A 19,003-nucleotide genomic window follows, 5' to 3' on the forward strand; every position below is an offset into this window, starting at 1 on the left:
ACTATTTGAGGAATTTGCAATGAATATCAACCTCACATTGTTTGGCCAAGCGATTGCATTTGCGATTTTCGTCGCATTCTGCATGAAGTTTGTATGGCCACCACTAATCAATGCGATTAGTGAACGTCAGCGTCGTATCGCTGATGGCTTAAACGCTGCTGAAAAAGCGAAGGCTGACCTTGCAGATGCGCAAGCACAAGTGAAAGCTGAACTGGACGCGGCAAAAGCACAAGCGGCTCAATTGATCGAACAAGCGAACCGTCGTGGTGCACAATTGATCGAAGAAGCGCGTAACCAGGCTGCGGCTGAAGGTGAGCGTATTCGTCAACAGGCTAAAGAAGCTGTTGATACTGAAATCAATTCTGCTCGCGAAGAATTGCGTCAACAAGTGGCTGCTCTTGCAGTGACTGGTGCTGAGAAAATTCTTAGCCAGCAAGTTGATGCAGAAGCTCACAATGCCATGCTGACTCAGCTGGCTGCTAAACTTTAAGAGAGGCGGATTATGGCTGAACTCTTGACGTTGGCACGCCCTTACGCTAAAGCAGCATTTGCTTACGCTTCTGAGCAGGGTGCAACTGACTCTTGGTCGACTGCACTTGAATTGCTCAGTGCTGCGGTGCAAGACGAAGCATTTTCAGCTTATCTAAATCGCCCAGAGCTTACACCTGCTGAGCAGGTGTCTCTTTTTGCTAAAGTTTTAGGTGAAGACCAAACTGCAGCAGTGTCTAACTTCTTGACATTGCTTGCTGAAAACAACCGTTTGGAACTTCTTCCTGAAATCGCTGCAGAATATGAACAGCTCAAATCACAGAATAACAATACTGTGGATGTTGTGATTGAATCAGCATTCCCATTGACTTCTGTCCAAGAACAATTGCTTGCAGATGCGTTGAAAAAACGCTTTAACGCAGCAGTGAATGTTTCTGTGGAAGTGAAACCAGAGCTTATTGCTGGTGTAGTTATTCGTGCAGGCGACCAAGTGATAGATGATTCTGCGCTTAATAAGCTTGAAAAAATGCGTACTCGTCTTCTTGCTTAATAAATAAGAAGACTGAACTTTAAAAAGATTGAGGTATAGCGCAATGCAACAACTGAATCCATCCGAGATCAGTGCGCTCATTAAACAGCGTATCGGCGATCTGGACACCAGCGCAACCGCTAAGAACGAAGGGACCATTGTTATGGTTTCCGACGGTATTGTGCGTATTCACGGCTTAGCTGACGCTATGTACGGTGAAATGATCGAATTCGACGGCGGCCTTTACGGTATGGCACTGAACCTAGAACAGGATTCAGTGGGCGTCGTTGTTTTAGGTAACTACTTGAACCTTCAAGAAGGTCAAAAAGCGCGTTGCACAGGTCGTGTATTAGAAGTTCCGGTTGGTCCAGAACTTTTAGGCCGTGTAGTAGATGCTTTGGGTAACCCGATTGATGGTAAAGGCCCGATCGATGCTAAATTAACTGATGCTGTTGAAAAAGTAGCACCAGGCGTAATTTGGCGTCAGTCAGTGGATCAACCTGTACAAACTGGTTATAAATCAGTAGATACAATGATCCCTGTAGGCCGTGGTCAGCGTGAGTTGATCATTGGTGACCGTCAAACTGGTAAAACAGCAATGGCGATCGACGCGATCATCGCTCAGAAAAACTCTGGCATTAAATGTGTATACGTAGCAATTGGTCAAAAACAATCGACTATCGCTAACGTAGTACGCAAGCTGGAAGAAACTGGCGCTATGGCGTATACCACTGTTGTCGCAGCAGGTGCATCTGATCCAGCAGCAATGCTGTATTTGGCTCCGTACTCTGGCTGTACAATGGGTGAATACTACCGTGACCGTGGTGAAGACGCGTTAATCATTTATGATGACTTGTCTAAGCAAGCTGTTGCGTATCGTCAAATTTCATTGCTTTTACGCCGTCCACCAGGTCGTGAAGCTTATCCAGGTGACGTGTTCTATCTACATTCACGTCTACTTGAACGTGCTTCTCGTGTATCTGCTGACTACGTTGAGAAATTCACTAACGGTGAAGTTAAAGGCCAAACTGGTTCATTAACTGCATTGCCGATTATTGAAACTCAAGCGGGTGACGTATCTGCATTCGTACCAACCAACGTAATTTCGATTACTGATGGTCAGATCTTCCTTGAAACATCATTATTCAACGCAGGTATTCGTCCTGCTGTGAACGCGGGTATCTCTGTATCTCGTGTTGGTGGTTCAGCGCAAACCAAGATCATCAAGAAATTGTCTGGTGGTATCCGTACTGCTTTGGCGCAATACCGTGAATTGGCAGCATTTGCTCAGTTCGCTTCTGATCTTGACGAAGCAACTCGTAAGCAACTTGAACATGGTCAACGTGTAACTGAGTTAATGAAGCAAAAACAATATGCTCCATACTCAATTGCTGACCAGGCTGTTTCAATTTATGCATCTAACGAAGGCTACATGGCTGACGTAGACGTTAAGAAAATCGTAGACTTTGATGCTGCGTTGATTTCTTACTTCCGTTCAGAACATGCTGCGTTAATGCAACAAATCGATGCCTCTGGTGATTACAACAAAGACATCGAAGCTGCAATCAAAGCAGGTATTGAAAGCTTTAAAGCGACTCAAACTTACTAATTTAGCAACTTGCTAGATTAGTGTTGGTTTGGTTCACGGAATCAACCTTCGGAAGCTCGCAAGGGCTTTCGAATACTAGGTTAAGCGTATGGCAAATTTAAAAGAAATTCGCGCCAAAGTAGCTAGTATCAAGAGCACGCAAAAGATTACTCGAGCGATGCAAATGGTAGCAGCTTCTAAGATGCGTCGTGCGCAAGAGCGCATGGCTCAAGGCCGTCCGTATGCCGAAAATATGCACCGTGTAATTGCTCATTTGGTTCAAGCGAATCCTGAATACAAACACCGTTATATGGTTGAACGCCCAGTTAAGCGCGTTGGCTATATTATTGTGTCATCAGATCGTGGCCTTGCTGGTGGTTTGAACATTAACCTGTTCAAAAAAGTGGTTAAACACGTTCAACAGCAACAAGAGCAGTCAATTGAAGTTCAATTTGCTTTAATTGGTCAAAAAGCGGTTTCGTTTTTTAAAAACTACGGCGGTAAAGTGCTTGGGGCAACGACGCAAGTCGGTGATACTCCAAGTCTTGAGCAGTTATCTGGTTCTGTACAGGTGATGTTGGATGCTTATGATAAAGGCGAGTTAGATCGTATTTATCTAGTGTCAAACGGCTTTGTCAATGCCATGACTCAAAATCAAAAGATCGAACAACTTGTTCCTTTGGCTGCTGCTGAAGAAGACAAGACTCTTAACCGTCAATACGGTTGGGATTATATCTACGAGCCTGAAGCTGAAGAGCTTTTAAATGGCTTGTTGGTTCGCTATATCGAGTCTGTGGTGTATCAAGGTGTGATTGAAAACATCGCATGTGAGCAGTCTGCACGTATGGTCGCTATGAAAGCAGCGACAGACAACGCAGGCGAGATCATTAAGAGCCTGCAACTTATTTATAACAAGCTGCGTCAAGCCGCGATTACTCAGGAAATTTCTGAGATCGTTGGTGGTGCCGCTGCCGTTTAACATTATTTTGAATTGAGGAGACAGCAATGAATAGCGGTCGTATCATTCAGATCATCGGCGCGGTTATCGACGTCGAGTTTGAACGCAACAGCGTTCCTAAGATCTATGACGCTCTCCAAGTAGATGGTACTGAAACTACTTTAGAAGTTCAGCAACAGCTTGGTGATGGCGTAGTTCGTACTATTGCAATGGGTTCTACTGAAGGCCTTAAGCGTGGTTTGAACGTAGTTAACACTGGCGCGCCGATTTCTGTACCAGTAGGTACAGCGACTCTAGGCCGTATCATGGACGTTCTTGGTCGCCCGATCGACGAAGCTGGTCCTGTTGCGACTGAAGCGCGTTTACCAATTCACCGCTCTGCACCTTCTTATGCAGAACAAGCAGCTTCTACTGACCTTTTAGAAACTGGTATTAAAGTCATCGACTTGCTATGCCCGTTCGCGAAAGGTGGTAAAGTTGGTCTGTTCGGTGGTGCCGGTGTTGGTAAAACTGTAAACATGATGGAATTGATCAACAACATCGCGAAAGCTCACTCAGGTTTATCTGTGTTTGCTGGTGTTGGTGAGCGTACTCGTGAAGGTAATGACTTCTATCACGAAATGAAAGATTCTAACGTTCTAGACAAAGTAGCAATGGTCTACGGTCAGATGAACGAGCCACCGGGTAACCGTTTACGCGTAGCGTTGACTGGTCTTACTATGGCTGAATATTTCCGTGACGAGAAAGACGAAAACGGTAAAGGCCGTGACGTACTATTGTTCGTAGATAACATCTATCGTTATACACTAGCGGGTACTGAAGTATCAGCACTTCTAGGTCGTATGCCATCTGCAGTAGGTTACCAGCCTACACTTGCAGAAGAGATGGGTGTTCTTCAAGAGCGTATTACATCGACTAAGTCTGGTTCTATTACGTCAATCCAAGCGGTATACGTACCTGCCGATGACTTAACAGATCCATCGCCTGCTACAACGTTTGCTCACTTAGACGCAACTGTTGTATTGAGCCGTGACATCGCATCTTCTGGTATTTACCCAGCGATCGATCCACTAGACTCAACTTCACGCCAATTAGATCCGTTAGTTGTTGGTCAAGAGCATTATGAAATTGCACGTTCTGTACAGAACGTATTGCAACGTTATAAAGAGCTTAAAGACATCATCGCGATTCTTGGTATGGACGAGCTTGCTGAAGAAGATAAACTGGTTGTTTACCGTGCGCGTAAAATCCAGCGTTTCTTCTCTCAACCGTTCCACGTAGCTGAAGTATTTACTGGTGCTCCTGGTAAATTAGTATCTCTTAAAGAAACGATTCGTGGCTTTAAAGGTCTTCTAGCTGGTGAATACGATCACATCCCAGAACAAGCGTTCTACATGGTTGGTGGTATTGACGAAGTGATTGCTAAAGCTGAGAAACTTTAATTAGTTCCCTAATTTAGGAGATTCTCATGGCGACTATGCAATGTGACGTTGTAAGTGTTCAAGAGTCTTTGTACTCAGGCACTGTAACTATGCTAATTGCTAAAGGTGCTGGCGGTGAGTTAGGTATTATGCCTGGTCACGCTCCGCTGGTAACTTTGCTCCAACCTGGCGCGATCCGCGTTATTTTGGAAAACGGTACAGAAGAATTAATCTATGTATCTGGTGGTGTTCTAGAAGTTCAACCGCATGTTGTTACGGTTCTTGCAGATACTGCAGTCCGTGCAGAAAACTTGGATGAAGCTGCAATTATTGAAGCGCGTAAACACGCTGAACAATTGCTAGCAAATCAAAAGGGCGATTTGGACGCTGCTGCTGCTTTGGCTGCTCTTGCAGAAACTGCTGCTCAGCTGGAAACGATCCGCAAAATCAAAAACCGCGCTCAATAAGAGACGGTTTGAGATTGAAAAAACCACCCGAAAGGGTGGTTTTTTTATGATATATATAATTAATAATAAAAGGGGTTAGCATTGAAGAAATTTTCAGAACGAAGTCTTTATAGAAAAGTGCTTTCTATGTTCTTACTTATTTTTTCTTATACAGTATTGATTGCAATTGTTTTTATTTTACCAATGTCCATTGATCGGGGAGCAGCTTTAGCTTCTTGTCTAAGTTTTGGGGCAACTTTATATGCTGCTATAGTTGCATATCTTTTATTAGATATGTGGAAGCAAGAACATAAAGCGAGTTATTTTAGTGATTTGGGAAAAAATTTAATTAATCATTTAAAAATACTGCATGGCGAAGTTTTGTACCTCTCACCGTTTCAATCGGAGATAAGAACTTTTCAAAATAGTAAGAGAGCTGATAAATATAATTTAATTGAAGAACATAAAAAACAGATTTTTAGTAAAGTAGCAACTATAAATTTATGCTTAGATCAATTAATGCATGAAGGTTTATTCTATCTAAAGGTTATAGAAAATGAATTATTAAAAAAATCTTTGCTAGATTTTCATGAGCAAATTAATAGTTTATTTATTGAGATTACAAATAAAATTAATGAAAATGGCGATGTGCCTACTAATGAAATTCTACTTTTTCTGGAGGGAGTAAATGCAAATTTTATGAAAATTTCAGATGATTATATTGGAGAAATTATAAATTTGATTAAAAGTGATTCATTTCTAGAAAACCATATAAAGTGACATCTTCTAGTATTAATCCATATTAAGTAATTTATTAAATTCCACATAAAATTTAAGAGGAATATATTTAGAAATTAGATTTATGGAAAAGTTTCTATCTTCCCCATGTACTCTTATGTTATTTGTACCACTCGATATAACTTTTACCCTTTCTCAGTAATGTTTTGAACCAATCTGTAAGCAGGCACACGCCATAAAAGAATCAATGATAAGTTAAATAATTCGAACAGATACTTGCTTGTTATAACTTCATTTGACTGGGTTCAGAACAGGCGAAACTTATAATTGAAAAAGGGAAAATCATGGCTTATCAATCTATTAATCCATTTACCAATCAAAAATTGAAAGACTACCCCTCCCATAGCGATCAAGATATTCAAAATGCCCTCGATACCGCAGAAAAAATCCTGAAATCGGAATGGGCTCAAAAGGCCGATACCCGTATTGAGGTACTGCGCAAGCTGGCTAGCAGTATGCGTGAGCGAAAGTCGGAACTGGCCAAGCTCATGACGCTGGATATGGGTAAACTGATCAAGCAGAGTGAAGGTGAAATCGAAACCTGCGCCAAAATTGCTGAATACTATGCTGATCATGCCAAAGAATTTTTAGCGCCTGTGTCCTACGAAACGGAACTGGGAGAATCCTGGGTTGAGCATCATCCATTGGGCATTGTTATGGCAGTTGAACCGTGGAATTTTCCGTTTTATCAATTAATGCGGGTTTTTGCACCGAACTGTGCCATCGGTAATCCGGTTCTGGCAAAACATGCCGGAATTGTACCGCAATGTGCCGAAGCTTTTGAACAACTGATCTTGGATGCAGGCGCACCCAAAGGTGTCTGGACCAACCTGTTTATTAGCAGTGATCAGGTTGCTGAGGTGATTGCAGATAAACGTGTACGTGGTGTGGCACTCACAGGTTCAGAAGGTGCGGGCAGTGCTGTCGCTGAGCAGGCCGGAAAACATCTTAAAAAATCAACGCTGGAACTGGGCGGTAATGATGTCTTTATTGTGCTGGATGATGCTGATCTGGAAAAGGCCATCAAGATAGGCTGCCAAGCTCGGGTGAACAATACCGGTCAAGTCTGTACAGCAGCCAAGCGCTTTATCCTACATGAAAAAATTGCCGAACAATTCAAGGCTGGCATGATCAAGGTATTTGAAGGGTTAAAAATTGGCGATCCGCTTGATCCTGAAACCACATTGGGTCCACTGTCTTCCGCTGACGCTTTGGAAAAGCTGACTGAACAGGTCGATAAGGCGGTAGAACATGGTGCGAAAGTGGTCACTGGTGGTAAGCCGTATGAGCATGCAGGCAATTTCTATCAGCCGACGATTTTGGAAAATATCAGCCGAGATAATCCGGCCTGGTATGAAGAATTCTTTGGTCCGGTTGCCCAGATTTATGTGGCCAAGGATGAGGATGAGATTGTTTCGATTGCCAATGATTCCAATTATGGTCTGGGTGGCGTGATTCATTCACAAGATATCGAGCGGGCGAAAAAGCTGGCTTCACGTGTCGAAACGGGCATGATCTGGATTAACTGGTATACCGATACTGCACCAGAACTGCCATTTGGCGGAATCAAGAACTCGGGTTATGGTCACGAACTCTCCATTGACGGTTTCAGAGAATTTGTGCAGAAAAAACTGGTCGTCGTCAAAAGCCCGAAAAAATAAGCCCAACACCAAACTAGAAAGCCACTGCTGAAGTGGCTTTCTTTTAATTAGTATTGATTAAATTCCTTTCGAATATGACTAATTATCACCTTATTATAAAGATATGGGCTTAAGAAGATGGAGTCTAAAATTTGAAGCTATCTTATTTGGATAAAAATATTATATCTGCTGATAGTGAATTTAATTAAATCATTATTATTCTTATATTTATGTATAAATAAAAATATTTGTTTTGAGATAGTCGAGCATAATTTAAAAATAACAGCCAAAAGAATTTTAAGAATTTGTAAAGAATAGCTGAGAAATACAATTCTATTGTTGTTGCAGTTTTTCTATTGTCTATAGTTAAGGAGATTATTCAAAAATAATCTGAAATTATAATAATAGAAGAGAGAATTAATATGCCAACAACAATGAAAGCAGCGGTCGTAACTGCATTTAACCAACCCTTAGAAATCCAAGAACTCGACATCCCTCAAGTTAGCCCAGGCAAAATCCTGGTCAAGATCATTGCCACAGGTGTTTGTCATACCGATCTGCATGCCATGCATGGCGACTGGCCGGTGCAACCGAGCTTACCTTTTATTCCCGGGCATGAGGGAGTAGGAGAAGTGATTGAAATAGGTGAAGGCATTGACCATTTAAAAATAGGAGATATTGTCGGTATTCCATGGCTGTATTCGGCGTGTGGCCATTGTGAACATTGTTATGCGGGCTGGGAAACCCTGTGTAGAAAACAGCAAAATTCGGGGTATTCGGTCAACGGCAGCTTTGCTGAATATTGTCTGGCCGATGGAGATTATGTAGGAGTAATTCCGGAGGGAGTAGACTTACTTGAAATTGCACCTATTCTCTGTGCAGGCGTCACTGTCTATAAAGGTCTGAAAATGGCTGATGCCAAAACAGGAGACTGGATGGCAATTTCGGGCATTGGCGGTCTGGGTCATATTGCTGTTCAATATGCCAAAACCATGGGATTTAATGTCATTGCCATAGATGTGGATGACTCAAAACTGGAACTGGCCAAAAATCTGGGTGCTGATGTGGGCATAAATGCACTGAAATCTGATGTAAAAGAAGAAGTGATGAAAGCCGCCGGAGAAGGTTGTCATGGGGTATTGGTAACAGCCGTCTCTCCCAAAGCTTTTGAACAGGCTGTCTCGATCGTGCGTCGGGGGGGAACTATGGTGCTAAATGGTTTACCACCAGGCAAGTTTGACTTGTCGATTTTTGATATGGTACTTGACGGCATTACGGTGCGCGGCTCGATAGTGGGTACGCGACTGGATCTCAAGGAAGCATTGGATATTGCTGCCCGGGGTAAGGTTAAGGCACATATTAATGTTGAGCCGCTGCAAAATATCAATGATATTTTTCAGCGTATGGAACAAGGGAAAATTGATGGCCGGATCGTGATCGATATGCGACTTTAATTCCTCATTGAGAGGAAATAAAAGCCAATCTGGTTCTTGCCGGATTGGTTTTTTGATGAAAGGGTTTAAATGAGTTTTAACCTTGTTCCTGCTCGGGATTCTGGATCAGCAAGCCGGCCAGTTTGACCATTTCGGCTTGAACATTGACCATCTGCGATTCAATCTTTTTCAAGTCCACTTGGCTAAAATCTACCTGACCATTCAGGAGGGGAGAAGCCAGCACTTGCTGGTTTGCAGACATCATATTATTACGAATCTGGTCAATTTCCTGACTTTTCAAGTTCAGGTTACCCAGCACCTGATTAAAACTGCTGAGTTGCTGTTGAAGCTGGGTCGCAGTGGATTGCAGCTGCTGGGTATCTTTGGCTTCGACCGCCGTTTGCAGTTCGGTCTGGGTCTGTTTTAACTGTTCCACATAACTGCCGGCCTTGAGCTGCAAGTCGGCGACATCCCGAACCATATAAAACATATTGCCAGATTTAAGCTCATTTGGTGTTGCCGAGCCTTGTGGCTGAGAGGCTGGTTCCAGATCTGACGTTGTTGTATCTGCCTGTTCAGTGGGTGGTTCGACAGCCTGTTCACAGCCCATCAGTAAAATTCCCGAGCTAAATAATGCGAAAGGAAGGACAGCATTGGCAAGAATCTTGGACATGGAATCAGGGTCTCGATACAGGTGATAGAATTTGAATAGTGTTTAATATAAGGATAAACTATGGAGATAAAAAAGATTGTTGCAAACTCATAACAATTCTTCTGGATTTTAAATAATTAGCCAGACAGAAGTGAGAAAAATCTAATAAAAATGAATAAGTAAATATTTTATTTTAAGCGGGGGCGGCTCGTTTGGCCGGCGATTAACTTGAAGACTTTATTGTGTGGAATTTCATTCGACTATTATTTTCCTGCATCCTAAGCAATTGCTGATTGTGCACGGGTTAGTTGAGTCTTTACAAATGTAGGTGAATATTAATTTAGTAAAAATAAGAGTTTTAAATAGAAATAAGTATCCATTATAAAAACGGATACTTATTTTAATCTTAATACTTATTGGAAGAGCAGAGCGTTATTTTGCAAGTTCTGCATTCACCGCATCTACAATCCGTGGATCATCTGCAGTAATGTCCGGTGCAAAACGTGCCACCACTTCGCCATTTTTATTGATCAGGAATTTTTCAAAGTTCCAGAGTACTTCCGGTGGCTGGTTAGGGGTCAGGCCATAATCGACCAGATCTTTCCACCAAGGACCTTCGCCGATACGTTCCGGTACAGCCTGTGTAAGAGTGGTATATAAAGGATGCTTGTCTTCGCCCGCCACAGAGATTTTTGCGAATAACGGAAAGTCGACTTTATAATTCACCGAACAGAATTCCTGAATCTCGGCTTCACTGCCTGGTTCCTGCTCCAAAAAGTTGTTGGCAGGAAAGCCCAGAATTTCCAGACCTTCAGCTTTTTTGTCATCATACAGTTTTTGTAAACCTTCATATTGCGGCGTCAGGCCACATTTAGAAGCGACGTTGACCACCAGCAAAACCTTACCCTGGTACTGGTTTAAAGTGGTTTCTGTTCCGTCAATGGTTTTGACTGGAATGTCATATACAGAGCGAGTCATTAGATTTCCTGTTTATTGCGACTGAATCGGTATTTGTTTTAACGGGTATTCAGATTTAGTACAAGTACAAACAGGTGAGCTGATTTACTTAAGGCAGTAAAATTGCTGCAATATTATGTGAAAAATCTATTATGCTAGGGTGCGAATAGGAATAGCTTAATACAAGACCAGCGACTCATGGATGACAGTATGACACAACAACAAAAAGCAGTCTGGTGGGCTATGGCCTTACCACTGGCCGCAGTTTTGATTTGGTCTCTGAATATGACGGTTACCCGTTATGTGGCAGATTATATTTCTCCCATCAGTATCAGTTTTTACCGTTGGGCTTTGGCTTTGCTAATTTTAACTCCCTTCATGTTGCCCAGAGTCAAAGCAGCCTGGCCAGAAATCCGTCCGCATCTCGGACATTTTGCCATTTTGAGTGCGCTGGGAATGGTGCTGTATCAAGGACTGGCTTATAGCTCGGCACACTACACTACTGCCACTAACATGGGGCTGATCAATGCCTTTATTCCTATTTTTACCATTATCGTGGGTATTTTTGTTTTAAGGATTCGCCCGACGCAGGCTGCAGTGCTGGGAAGTCTTCTGTCATTTATTGGCCTGATGTATGTCATGGCGCAAGGGCAGGGCCTGCGGTTCTTAAGCGTAGGTGAAAGTTATATTGGCGATTTGCTGATGTTGATCGCGGTATTTTTCTATGCCTGTTATGGCGTATTCCTGAAGAAATGGCAGATTCAGATTCCACTACTACTGAGTCTGTATATCCAGATTTTTATGGCTTTTCTTTACCATATTCCTTTGATACTGTTTTTAGGTCTGGACAGCATCAATAGCGCGAATGCAGCTAGCATTGTCTATGCCGGAATTTTTCCTTCCATTGCCGCGCCCTTATTCTGGATGATGGCTGTGCAGCAACTTGGTCCAAATCGCAGCAGTATTTTTATGAACCTGATGCCTGTCTTTACCGCAGTAGTCGCATATTTGTGGTTAGGCGAAGCTTGGACTATGTATCACACTATTGGCGGCAGTATTATTCTATTGGGGGTTTTATGGGCGCAGTACCCCGCGAAAAGCCAAGTCATAAGGAAATAGCTCAGTTTTTAAAATTCTTAATTGTTTAAATATTGATCATTCAGGCATGTTTTTTTAATAGAATTCATCTGTTAAATACTGATTTCTGAATGTAACAATAAATAGAAAATTAGCACTTTATTTTAAAATCGGAATGGAATGAGTTAGATATTTTGAATTCTCAATAAAAGTTCTACTTTGTTAATAGAAAAAATGTATTAATTGAGTTTTTTATTGTACTTGTTGTTGTGACCAATTTCTCGCATAATGCGCCCATCGAGAATGATCAAGCAAAAAAAACCTTGTTTTATCAGGCTCCCAGAGATTTTCTGAACCCTCTGGATGTGATTTATGCACATCCTTTTTTATGCTCAGCCATCCCTATATGGTTGAGCTTTTTTTTGTCTTAAAACTTTAGTCGGGTTTGAATATCCCGACTAAATCCGCTAGGTCTCAGTCACGAATAACCGCGCCAGTGAGTGCATCAATAATCCGGCTCGGTTGCTGACTTAAACCAAGGTCGCCATTCAGATAATTCAGGTTCTGGTCAAAATAGCGGAGGGCATCCTGAAGTGAGCGGGCAGGTTCCATACCGGCAGGATTGGCACTGGTCGAAACGATAAAACCACCAAAGGCCTGACACAGTGCCACGCAGAGCGGGTGAGTGGTTACACGTACGGCCACTTGAGTATGCTGACCTTTAATCCAGTCAGGAATCTCTTTATTTGCAGGAAGCAGCCAGGTGGTCGCACGCTCTGCAGGCCTGTCATGGTTCCAGGATTCAATCACTTTGTCACGCATTTCTTCGCTTAAATCCTGTAGCAGATGTTCTACCTGTGAAAGATGAGCTGCCAGCAGAATCACACCTTTCTCAATCGGGCGCTGCTTCAATTCTAAAATCTGATGAAATGCCTGTTCATTATAGGGGTCGCAACCCAAGCCCCAAACAGCCTCTGTAGGATATGCCAAGACTTGTCCGTCTTTAAGCCATGCTGCTGCTTCGGCAACAGAGGTAGTGATCATGTGAATACCTTTATCAAACAACAAAGCGCTATTGTGAACCTTATTTGAGGATCCGACAACGTAGATACAGGCCGGCTTGCTGGGTGCAAAAACCGAGTAACTCCAGTTCCATCAGTTGACTGGTCAAAGCAGATACCTCTTGCTGAACCTGCGTTCCCAGTTGATCCAGACTCTGTCCCACCCAGTCCAGCTGGTTATACAGGCTGAGCAGATGTGGCGGGATCTGTTGTGATTCTGCTGCAGCGACTTCCAGTTTGGGAGTATTTTCTAAAGCCTGCCATTGCGTCGCCAGTGCCAGTTCTTCGATGACCTGCTGTGGATGGTCAATCAGAATCGCACCCTCACGAATCAGTTGGTGACAGCCCTGATGATGCTCACTGTAAATATGTCCCGGAATGGCAAACACGGTTTTGCCTTGCTCGGCTGCCAGTTTAGCCGTAATCAGAGAACCACTTTTTAAAGCAGCCTCTGCCACAATGACGCCTAGGCTTAAACCACTGACAATTCGGTTACGCCGTGGAAAATGGTGCTGCAGAGGTAGTGTATCTGGCAAAAACTCACTGATGACCGCACCACCATGCTCAATGATTTGCTGGCGTAATGATTGATGTTGTGCTGGATAGGTTTGATCCAGTCCGGTCGCCATCACTGCAATTGTCCCCTGATGTTGTAGGGCAGCCCGATGTGCTGCTTCATCAATACCATGTGCCAGACCGCTATTGATATAAAAACCCTGTTCACTCAGGTAGAAAGCAAAATCATAAGCTACTTGCCGGCCGTGTGGACTGGGTTTGCGGCTGCCCACAATGGCAATCTGTGCCTGAAGCAGGGTATCAGGTCTACCCTGACCAAAAATAATTGGGGGCTTATCTGTATAAGGATGCAACTGCTGCGGATAATGCGGATCGCCATGCAATAAAACAAAGTCACTATCCTGCTGGATCTGCTGCAGACAACGCTGAAATTTCTGCTGGGCTTCGGGAAGAAAAAATTCTTTTAAGCGCTGTACATGATTGGCATGAATACCCAGTGCCTGCCAGACAGGGGCTTGATCCGGCTGAAGGGCATGGGACAGTTCGGCATAGTGTTGACTGATTTTATGGAAACTCGAAAGAGAATGCTGAACCAGATACCATAACGTAATTGTTTCCAGTTGCGCGCGCGATAACGGGTTCAGCATATTGAGACCTATAGGGTTGTCTTCTTATTATTAAGTTTTTTTATTTAGACAAATATTTATTCATCTAAAAGAGGTGCTTGAATTCCTGCACCAACCTTGATTGGTAATTCGCTCTCCAGCACATAGGCATAGCTCAACTGATCGAAGGTTTTAAATACCATGATCTGGCCAATACGCTCACCTGGCAATTGCACACGTTCTTTAGTTTTAGGATCAGTCACCACTTCACCTTTCTGGTTGACGCTAAAGACATGACCCGTCTGAACCCCATGTGCCGTACCACGGTCAATGGTCACAACACTATGACGTGCCGCGGTACCAATTGATCCCAATACGCGAACAATCTGGCCACCGGCAGCAATGTTTTCCGCGCTGGTCGGATAGAACAGGGTTGGTAACATTGGATCATATTCAGGGAGTACACGGTCACCGCGACGTACTTCAGCATTGTAACTATCCGTCAGTTCAAGTGTGGTGACATCACCTTCGTTACGTACTGCAATACCAGACGCCACCTGTTGCAGCTCAAGTGCAGCAGTATATTTCTTGCCGTTTGCATCCGTAAATACATACGGTTCCGCTTCACGATAAACGGCATAGCGTTGGCCAACTTCAAGACCGTTGCCACGTGCATAAACTTTCTGGCCTTTGCCTGCCAGTACGCGCTGATCTGCAGTTCCGAGAATATAGGGCGTACCTTGGACTGAATCAGGCGCCATCAGGGTATAACGCTCTAGCCATTGCCTGATATGTTCTAGTGGAATCACTGGAATGGTGTTATTTAAAGATTCAACCCGAATCTGGGGTTGCAGGGTAGTGCTGCCCAGATAGCGGCTGATAATACCCTCACAACCATCCCCTTCGTCTTTACCAATAATTGGACGACCCTGGTAATCGCACATGAGAAGGCGGTCACCCGGGAAAATCCAGTGCGGATTTTTCACGTGTTTATTGCTGGCCCAGATTTCCGGCCAACGTACCGGATTTTTCAGGAAGCGTTTCGAGATATCCCAAAGCGTATCGCCTTTTTTCACCACATAAACGTTCGGTGCATTGGCTTTTAATGCCGGTGGATTAACATTGCGTGCAGGTGCTGCCTCGGCAGAATGAATGGTCCCCATACTGACGCCAACACAGACGGCAAGTGCCAGCATCTGATTTTTAAACCCCAAGGCACTAAAAAATGGCATGCCTTTCAAAACCTTTTTCATTATCATAATTCCTAAAATTATGTGCGTAGTTGCGTTATAATAACGATCTTACACACATTTTTTTGATGAAGCATTCCCTTCATTTGGTTTTTTTGATCAATGGCATAATTGAGGACGTAGTATGGCCTTATTACCTATTTTAAGTTTCCCGGATCCCCGTCTTCGTACCATTGCACAACCTGTCGAAGAAGTGACTGATGAAATTCGTCAGCTCGCTGCGGATATGTTTGAAACCATGTATGAAGCACCAGGTATCGGACTTGCCGCGACTCAGGTGGATCGTCATATTCAGCTGATTGTTATGGATCTGTCTGAAAATAAAGATCAACCGATGGTGTTCATTAACCCCAAAATCACACCATTGACTGAAGAAACGCAGCCTTACGAAGAAGGCTGTTTATCAGTCCCCCAAATATACGATAAAGTTGATCGTCCGTCACGCGTAAAAATTGAGGCAATTAATCTGGAAGGTCAAGCATTTGAGCTCGATGCTGACGGACTTCTCGCTGTGTGTATCCAACATGAAATGGATCACTTAAATGGCAAGTTATTTGTTGATTATTTATCGCCACTAAAACGCCAGCGTGCCCGTGAAAAAGTGGAAAAACTGGTACGCCAGCGTAATAAAGACAAAGTAGCAGTGAAACGTTAGGATAATTTCAAAGTCTATTTTAATGGCCAAACCAGCCCAATTCTGATTGGGCTTTGCTATACTTGGCCTAGATAAATTTAAGGGCTTGCCTATGGTCCTGCGGGGCGGTCTGCTACTTTCCTTGGTAGCAGTGTTTTTACAGATTGCGGTATTTTTACAGCCTTTATTGCCGAAGCAATATCAGGTTGCTCCGGTCTGTGAAACCATCACGCATGCACTTTTAGACAAATCCTCTGTTGATCATTCTCACCATGCCGAGCAGCACGCTCAGCATTCTGTTACAGCACAGCATATTCCTGCTGATGTCCATGAGCATGATGCCAGTCATCAATGCCAGTACTGTACCGTCTATGGCAACCTGATCTTGCCGCCTGAACTGGACATTAAAGAAGTTCTGGACCGAATCCAGGTCAGACTGCTGGCTTTTGAAAAAACCTTTAAGCATGTCTGGTTTGCTCTGCAGCGGCTGTTCCTGTTACCCCAAGGCAGAGCTCCACCACTGTTTGCATAAATCCACGTTGTTTTTCGTCTGGGTCTTGAGTGACTTAGACCGTGTTCAATTTATGTATTCAGTGAGATAGAAAATGGCTCAGCCTAAATTTTTTCTACAGCCACTTGCGGCTGCGATTTGTATTGCCTGTTATTCAGCTTCGGTAATGGCCAATGAAGCCATGCCTGTACAAACCATGGCGCCGATTGTGGTGACCTCGACTGCGGGTAATGATGCCAATGGACTGATTGTCCATGCCGATCCTAAACAGCCGATCCAGCCTGTTCCTGCCACAGATGGCGCAGATTATCTGCAAAGCATTGTGGGTTTTAGTTCAGTCAATAGTGGCGCAGGAACCAATGGGGATGTCACTTTCCGCGGCATGTTCGGTTCACGAATTAAAATTTTAACGGATGGCACGGAAAACCTGGGGGCCTGTCCAAGCCGGATGGATTCGCCCACCTCCTATATTTCCCCGGAAAGCTATGACCAGATTTCGGTCATTAAAGGTCCGCAGACGGTGCAATATGCCAATACCGGTTCAGCCGCAACCGTCATTTTTGAGCGTTCACCTGAACAGTTTGATGCAGACAATCACTATCGCGGTCAGGCCAGTGTCCTGCTGGGCTCCTTCGGACGTCTTGACCATAATGTCGAAGTTGCAGCAGGTGATGCACAGAAATATATTCGCCTGAATACCAGCCGCTCTGTTTCAGACAGTTATAAAGATGGTAATGGCACGACCGTTCCTTCCGATTGGGAGCGCTGGAATGCCGACGTTGCATTAGGCTGGACACCGGATAGTGATACCTGGGTAGAGCTGACCGGGGGCAAGGCGGATGGTGAAGCTGTGTATGCCGGCCGTGCAATGGATGGCTCCAAATTTGCCCGTGAAAGTCTGGGTTTGCGTGTTGAAAAAAGAAATGTCAGCGATGTGATCAAGAAAATTGAAGCACAGGTGAACTACAATTTTAATGACCATGTCATGGATAACTATAGTCTGCGCGAGTTCAAGCCTGGCGGTATGATGAGTATGCCTATGGCCACCAATGTGGCGCGTAAGACATTGAATGCGCGTATGGCAATGACCAATGAGTGGGATAACTTACAGCTGATTACAGGTATCGACAGCCAGAATAATCAGCATAGCAAACGTAACGGAAATCTGATGACAGCGTATCAGAATAAGCCACGTATTAAAGATATGGAGTTCCAGTCGATCGGTGGTTTCGGTGAGCTGAGTTATCAGGTCAGTGATAATCATAAGCTGGTAAGTGGCCTGCGTCTGGATCAGGTCAAAGTAGAAGCAGTAGAGTCAAACCAGGAGCGTAGAGAAACTTTACCAAGCGCTTTTTTGCGTTTTGAGAATCAGCATCCAGACCATGAAGATGGCAAGACTTATATTGGTATGGGCTATGTCGAACGTATGCCGGATTACTGGGAGCTGTATAGTCCAAAATCAGGCAATGGTCATCCAAATACCTTTAAGAACATTGATACTGAAAAAACTTTACAGCTGGATATTGGCTACCAGCATGAACATGGTAATTTCAGTTCATGGGCATCGGCATATGCAGGTTTAATCAATGATTACATCCTCACGACTTACTTGCCAACAGGTAATATGGGAATGTTAGAAGCGCATAGCCGAAATGTCGATGCAACAGTGGCAGGGGCAGAAGTCGGAATCGGATATCAGTTTACTGATGCGATTCAGGCTGACCTGAGTGCGATGTATGCCTGGGGTAAAAATACCAGTGACAATACGCCGTTGCCACAGATTTCACCTTTGGAGGCTCGGGTAAACTTACGTTATATCCAGGATAACTATACTTTGGGTGCCTACTGGCGCCTGGTCGATGGCCAGAACCGGATCAGTGAGCGTGAAGGCAATATTGTTGGCTATGACCTTAAGCAAAGTGCTGGTTTTGGCACTCTCTCTTTAAATGGTACATATCATGTAAATGACAACATGGATCTTTCTGTGGGCATCGATAACGTACTGGACCGTACCTATGCCGAGCATTTGAACAAGATGGGCAGTTCCGGTTTTGGATTTGCTGCCAATGAGCAATTTAATAATATCGGACGGAATTACTGGGCAAGAGTCAGTATGAAATTCTAATTTGAACTGAAAACAAACAAAAAGCAGGAGTTTTTTCCTGCTTTTTGTTGATGATGGAAATTTAAATATATTTTTATCAGTAAGTTAGTGTTATTTGGTTTTGCATTCAATAATAACTCAAACTTTTATTAAAATAATTTTTATAAATAAAACAGTAATTTATGGATTTTATGGATTATAAAATAAACATGCGTTTGTAAAGTTTAAAAAATGGGGTTGCAAGGGATGTGAAATGCTGTAGAATGCACATCCATCGGCGGTGATGAAGATTAAAACTTCTGATAAAACAGTAACTTAGTTAAGATTGACTAAG

At 43.5% G+C, this 19,003-nt stretch carries 18 protein-coding genes; 13 read left to right on the top strand and 5 right to left on the bottom strand.

Annotation, left to right across the window (positions count from 1 at the left end):
• The first annotated feature begins 19 nt into the window (after positions 1-19).
• The 9 genes from AY605_RS13840 to adhP all read left to right on the top strand — a co-directional run bounded on the left by AY605_RS13840 (position 20) and on the right by adhP (position 9,323).
• Positions 20-490: a F0F1 ATP synthase subunit B gene (locus tag AY605_RS13840; RefSeq protein ID WP_064096954.1), complete on the top strand. Its 471-nt coding sequence runs from the start codon at positions 20-22 to the stop codon at positions 488-490.
• 12 nt (positions 491-502) lie between these two features.
• The gene (locus AY605_RS13845; protein ID WP_005094549.1) at positions 503-1,039 is read left to right on the top strand and encodes a F0F1 ATP synthase subunit delta; all 537 of its coding nucleotides are present in this window, start codon (positions 503-505) and stop codon (positions 1,037-1,039) included.
• A 43-nt stretch (positions 1,040-1,082) separates the two neighbouring features.
• Positions 1,083-2,627: a F0F1 ATP synthase subunit alpha gene (gene atpA, locus AY605_RS13850; protein WP_005094547.1), complete on the top strand. Its 1,545-nt coding sequence runs from the start codon at positions 1,083-1,085 to the stop codon at positions 2,625-2,627.
• 88 nt (positions 2,628-2,715) lie between these two features.
• On the top strand, positions 2,716-3,585 hold the full coding sequence (gene atpG / locus AY605_RS13855) for a F0F1 ATP synthase subunit gamma (RefSeq protein ID WP_004280996.1): 870 nt from the start codon (positions 2,716-2,718) through the stop codon (positions 3,583-3,585).
• 26 nt (positions 3,586-3,611) lie between these two features.
• Complete coding sequence (atpD, locus tag AY605_RS13860; protein ID WP_004280997.1) at positions 3,612-5,006, top strand: F0F1 ATP synthase subunit beta; 1,395 nt, start codon at positions 3,612-3,614, stop codon at positions 5,004-5,006.
• Between the two features lie 26 nt (positions 5,007-5,032).
• Complete coding sequence (locus tag AY605_RS13865) at positions 5,033-5,452, top strand: F0F1 ATP synthase subunit epsilon (RefSeq protein ID WP_064096955.1); 420 nt, start codon at positions 5,033-5,035, stop codon at positions 5,450-5,452.
• 81 nt (positions 5,453-5,533) lie between these two features.
• Entirely contained in the window at positions 5,534-6,211 is a 678-nt protein-coding gene (locus AY605_RS13870; protein ID WP_155857674.1) for a hypothetical protein, read from the top strand.
• 302 nt (positions 6,212-6,513) lie between these two features.
• A complete protein-coding gene (locus tag AY605_RS13875) occupies positions 6,514-7,890 on the top strand; it encodes an NAD-dependent succinate-semialdehyde dehydrogenase (RefSeq protein WP_064096957.1) in 1,377 nt (458 codons plus the stop codon).
• Between the two features lie 401 nt (positions 7,891-8,291).
• Entirely contained in the window at positions 8,292-9,323 is a 1,032-nt protein-coding gene (gene adhP, locus AY605_RS13880; protein WP_064096958.1) for an alcohol dehydrogenase AdhP, read from the top strand.
• A 76-nt stretch (positions 9,324-9,399) separates the two neighbouring features.
• Here the strand turns inward: adhP and AY605_RS13885 are convergent, their stop codons facing one another.
• Together AY605_RS13885 and AY605_RS13890 are read right to left on the bottom strand one after the other, a co-directional pair.
• The gene (locus AY605_RS13885; protein WP_064096959.1) at positions 9,400-9,975 is read right to left on the bottom strand and encodes a hypothetical protein; all 576 of its coding nucleotides are present in this window, start codon (positions 9,973-9,975) and stop codon (positions 9,400-9,402) included.
• Between the two features lie 411 nt (positions 9,976-10,386).
• A complete protein-coding gene (locus tag AY605_RS13890) occupies positions 10,387-10,932 on the bottom strand; it encodes a glutathione peroxidase (RefSeq protein WP_064096960.1) in 546 nt (181 codons plus the stop codon).
• Positions 10,933-11,121: 189 nt separating this feature from the next.
• On the opposite strand from AY605_RS13890, the gene AY605_RS13895 reads away from it, so the two are divergent.
• A complete protein-coding gene (locus AY605_RS13895) occupies positions 11,122-12,030 on the top strand; it encodes a DMT family transporter (RefSeq protein ID WP_064096976.1) in 909 nt (302 codons plus the stop codon).
• Positions 12,031-12,462: 432 nt separating this feature from the next.
• Here AY605_RS13895 and AY605_RS13900 read toward each other — a convergent pair whose 3' ends face one another.
• From AY605_RS13900 to AY605_RS13910, 3 genes are read right to left on the bottom strand one after another with little or no spacing between them, the layout of a single operon-like run.
• Positions 12,463-13,032, bottom strand: coding sequence for an L-threonylcarbamoyladenylate synthase (locus tag AY605_RS13900; protein WP_064096961.1), 570 nt, complete (start codon positions 13,030-13,032; stop codon positions 12,463-12,465).
• A gap of 40 nt (positions 13,033-13,072) precedes the next feature.
• The gene (gene dprA, locus AY605_RS13905) at positions 13,073-14,212 is read right to left on the bottom strand and encodes a DNA-processing protein DprA (RefSeq protein WP_064096962.1); all 1,140 of its coding nucleotides are present in this window, start codon (positions 14,210-14,212) and stop codon (positions 13,073-13,075) included.
• 56 nt (positions 14,213-14,268) lie between these two features.
• Positions 14,269-15,423: a LysM peptidoglycan-binding domain-containing protein gene (locus tag AY605_RS13910; protein ID WP_064096963.1), complete on the bottom strand. Its 1,155-nt coding sequence runs from the start codon at positions 15,421-15,423 to the stop codon at positions 14,269-14,271.
• A gap of 121 nt (positions 15,424-15,544) precedes the next feature.
• On the opposite strand from AY605_RS13910, the gene def reads away from it, so the two are divergent.
• The 3 genes from def (at position 15,545) to AY605_RS13925 (ending at position 18,690) form a co-directional block, all read left to right on the top strand.
• Positions 15,545-16,075 carry a peptide deformylase gene (gene def / locus AY605_RS13915; protein ID WP_004644875.1) on the top strand — a complete coding sequence of 177 codons (531 nt, stop codon included), beginning with the start codon at positions 15,545-15,547 and terminating at the stop codon, positions 16,073-16,075.
• A gap of 91 nt (positions 16,076-16,166) precedes the next feature.
• Positions 16,167-16,586 carry a DUF2946 family protein gene (locus tag AY605_RS13920; RefSeq protein WP_064096964.1) on the top strand — a complete coding sequence of 140 codons (420 nt, stop codon included), beginning with the start codon at positions 16,167-16,169 and terminating at the stop codon, positions 16,584-16,586.
• 73 nt (positions 16,587-16,659) lie between these two features.
• The gene (locus tag AY605_RS13925) at positions 16,660-18,690 is read left to right on the top strand and encodes a TonB-dependent copper receptor (RefSeq protein ID WP_064096965.1); all 2,031 of its coding nucleotides are present in this window, start codon (positions 16,660-16,662) and stop codon (positions 18,688-18,690) included.
• Positions 18,691-19,003: the final 313 nt, after the last annotated feature.

This window comes from Acinetobacter sp. SFD, from assembly GCF_001647575.1.
In the GTDB taxonomy this organism is placed as follows: domain Bacteria; phylum Pseudomonadota; class Gammaproteobacteria; order Pseudomonadales; family Moraxellaceae; genus Acinetobacter; species Acinetobacter pecorum.

What these genes read in the sequence shown, in the direction of transcription:
- atpD (WP_004280997.1), top strand. Translation starts at nt 3,612, where the DNA reads ATGAATAGCGGTCGTATCATTCAGATCATCGGCGCGGTTATCGACGTC.
- atpG (WP_004280996.1), top strand. Translation starts at nt 2,716, where the DNA reads ATGGCAAATTTAAAAGAAATTCGCGCCAAAGTAGCTAGTATCAAGAGC.
- AY605_RS13890 (WP_064096960.1), bottom strand. Translation starts at nt 10,932, where the DNA reads ATGACTCGCTCTGTATATGACATTCCAGTCAAAACCATTGACGGAACA.
- adhP (WP_064096958.1), top strand. Translation starts at nt 8,292, where the DNA reads ATGCCAACAACAATGAAAGCAGCGGTCGTAACTGCATTTAACCAACCC.
- AY605_RS13900 (WP_064096961.1), bottom strand. Translation starts at nt 13,032, where the DNA reads ATGATCACTACCTCTGTTGCCGAAGCAGCAGCATGGCTTAAAGACGGA.
- AY605_RS13895 (WP_064096976.1), top strand. Translation starts at nt 11,122, where the DNA reads ATGACACAACAACAAAAAGCAGTCTGGTGGGCTATGGCCTTACCACTG.
- AY605_RS13885 (WP_064096959.1), bottom strand. Translation starts at nt 9,975, where the DNA reads ATGTCCAAGATTCTTGCCAATGCTGTCCTTCCTTTCGCATTATTTAGC.
- AY605_RS13925 (WP_064096965.1), top strand. Translation starts at nt 16,660, where the DNA reads ATGGCTCAGCCTAAATTTTTTCTACAGCCACTTGCGGCTGCGATTTGT.
- def (WP_004644875.1), top strand. Translation starts at nt 15,545, where the DNA reads ATGGCCTTATTACCTATTTTAAGTTTCCCGGATCCCCGTCTTCGTACC.
- atpA (WP_005094547.1), top strand. Translation starts at nt 1,083, where the DNA reads ATGCAACAACTGAATCCATCCGAGATCAGTGCGCTCATTAAACAGCGT.
- AY605_RS13865 (WP_064096955.1), top strand. Translation starts at nt 5,033, where the DNA reads ATGGCGACTATGCAATGTGACGTTGTAAGTGTTCAAGAGTCTTTGTAC.
- dprA (WP_064096962.1), bottom strand. Translation starts at nt 14,212, where the DNA reads ATGCTGAACCCGTTATCGCGCGCGCAACTGGAAACAATTACGTTATGG.
- AY605_RS13920 (WP_064096964.1), top strand. Translation starts at nt 16,167, where the DNA reads ATGGTCCTGCGGGGCGGTCTGCTACTTTCCTTGGTAGCAGTGTTTTTA.
- AY605_RS13910 (WP_064096963.1), bottom strand. Translation starts at nt 15,423, where the DNA reads ATGAAAAAGGTTTTGAAAGGCATGCCATTTTTTAGTGCCTTGGGGTTT.
- AY605_RS13845 (WP_005094549.1), top strand. Translation starts at nt 503, where the DNA reads ATGGCTGAACTCTTGACGTTGGCACGCCCTTACGCTAAAGCAGCATTT.
- AY605_RS13840 (WP_064096954.1), top strand. Translation starts at nt 20, where the DNA reads ATGAATATCAACCTCACATTGTTTGGCCAAGCGATTGCATTTGCGATT.
- AY605_RS13875 (WP_064096957.1), top strand. Translation starts at nt 6,514, where the DNA reads ATGGCTTATCAATCTATTAATCCATTTACCAATCAAAAATTGAAAGAC.